General features: G+C 48.5%; 2 protein-coding genes. Both read right to left on the bottom strand.

The annotated features are described in order from the left end of the window. Positions 1 to 452, bottom strand: a 452-nt coding sequence (locus Q0502_RS14420; protein WP_298652099.1) for a glycosyltransferase, incomplete at its 3' end; no start/stop codon positions are given. A 71-nt stretch (positions 453 to 523) separates the two neighbouring features. Then, complete coding sequence (gene lysA / locus Q0502_RS14415) at positions 524 to 1,681, bottom strand: diaminopimelate decarboxylase (protein ID WP_298652097.1); 1,158 nt, start codon at positions 1,679 to 1,681, stop codon at positions 524 to 526. Positions 1,682 to 1,871 lie beyond the last annotated feature (190 nt).

Genomic DNA, 1,871 nt, shown 5'->3' with positions numbered 1-1,871 from the left:
GCTTCGGTGAACAGGAGAAAATCGTTCTTAGCAGCCTTGATCCCCAGCGTGAGCGCCAATTTCTTTTCATTCACACCGTCGGCTTCAGCCGGTACATAGGTGTGGTAGAGCCGGGAGTATTTTTGTTCGGCGGCCTTCAACACCATGTCGGTATCATCTGTCGATCCCCTGTTCACCACAATCACCTCGAAGTCGGGGTAATCCTGTTCCATGATGAACGGCAGGTTTCGCTCCAGTTCTTCGGCGCTGTTCTTCGAGGTGACGATGACTGAGATGGCCGGGAGTTGTTCATCGGGAACAGAGATGTCTACCTTCTTTTTCTGATAATTATAAGGCCGTTTATACAAGAAGAGGTAAAAAAAGAGTTGTATCAGGAAGCAAAGAAGCAACGTGCCTCCCAGGATCCATTCCCTCAGGGAGAATTGGTGAAGTATCGTATTGAGACCGTCCATAGGGGTATTTTGTTTACGGCAGGGAGGAATGTATACACTCTTTTACGGGGAGCCTCCCTGTTGATATTCAATTAAAGCTGGTCGGAGAAGTATGATAGGGGCAGGTCGCGACAGTTGTACCGCGATGCCATGGCCTCTCCGTAAGCGCCGGCGGAACGGATGGCTATCAGGTTTCCCCGGACGCTCTCGTTGAGCATGATCTGTTCCGCAAATACATCGCTCGATTCGCAGATCGGACCCACCACGTCGTAAAGCGCCGGTTCTTTATCAGAAGATATGTTCTCTATATGGTGAAAGGCCTGATAGAGGGCAGGACGTATCAGGTCGGTCATTCCCGCGTCCACGATCAGGAATTTCTTCCGGATACCCTCTTTTACGAAAAGCGCCCGGGATATGAGCGAACCACACGGTGCCACCACCGAGCGTCCCAGTTCGAAATGCAAAGCCTGGTGTTCCTGTAGTTGCAGGTTTTTCTCAAAGAGCCGGAAATAGGATTCGAAATCGGCCATCGGGAAGTGGTTCGGATGTTGATAGTTTATTCCTAATCCCCCGCCCACGTTGATGATCGGTAATCTGATCCCCTGCGCGTTGAACCATTCCTGCAATTCCTTTACTTTTACACAAAGATCTTCAAAAGATTTGAGATCGGTGATCTGCGAACCAATGTGAAAATGGATGCCGATGAGTTGTAAGTTTGAGGAGACCTTAATCACCCCCAGAATTCGCGGCAGATCCTGTTCGTTGATACCGAACTTGTTTTCTGTCAGGCCCGTGGTGATATATCTGTGCGTATGCGCGTCAACATTCGGATTGATACGGAACGCCACCCTTGCCGTTTTCTCTTTTGCAGAGGCCAATGCGTTGAGCACTTCAAGCTCGGGGATCGATTCTACGTTAAAACAGAAGATATCGTTATCAAGCCCGATCTGCATCTCCCGGTCGCTCTTTCCTACGCCGGCAAAAACGATCTTGTCCGGCGTAAATCCGCATTCCAGGGCTGCCAGGATTTCATTGCCGCTTACACAGTCGGCGCCGAATCCATAAGAAGCGATCTCTTTCAGAATACGTGGATTGGCATTCGCCTTCACTGCATAATGTATATGAAAGGGCTTATTCTCTGTCTCTTTTTTTATTGTCCCGAGTGTTGCCCGCAACAACTCTGTGTCGTAATAATAGAACGGTGTGTCGAGCTGTTTGAATTTCTCAATGGGAAATATTCCTTTGATCATCGGTGTTAATTTCTAAAACATGGAGTATTATTGAAGCACTTTGCGGATCTTATCGCCGGTGCATCACTATCTGAACGGCAAAATTACGATTTTTTCGCCGATTTTTTCACTTTCCGATAAAAGAATGTGCCTGTTGCAGTTTTTGTTCCGTGGGGAGGGCTGCGTCTATCCAGTGAATGGTGAACCCGCG

It is taken from the genome of uncultured Proteiniphilum sp. (assembly GCF_937873925.1).
GTDB lineage: Bacteria > Bacteroidota > Bacteroidia > Bacteroidales > Dysgonomonadaceae > Proteiniphilum.
The sequence above is the reverse complement of the archived record's forward strand: the minus strand, read 5'-3'. Positions and strand labels throughout refer to the sequence as shown.

What these genes read in the sequence shown, in the direction of transcription:
- lysA (WP_298652097.1), bottom strand. Translation starts at nt 1,681, where the DNA reads ATGATCAAAGGAATATTTCCCATTGAGAAATTCAAACAGCTCGACACA.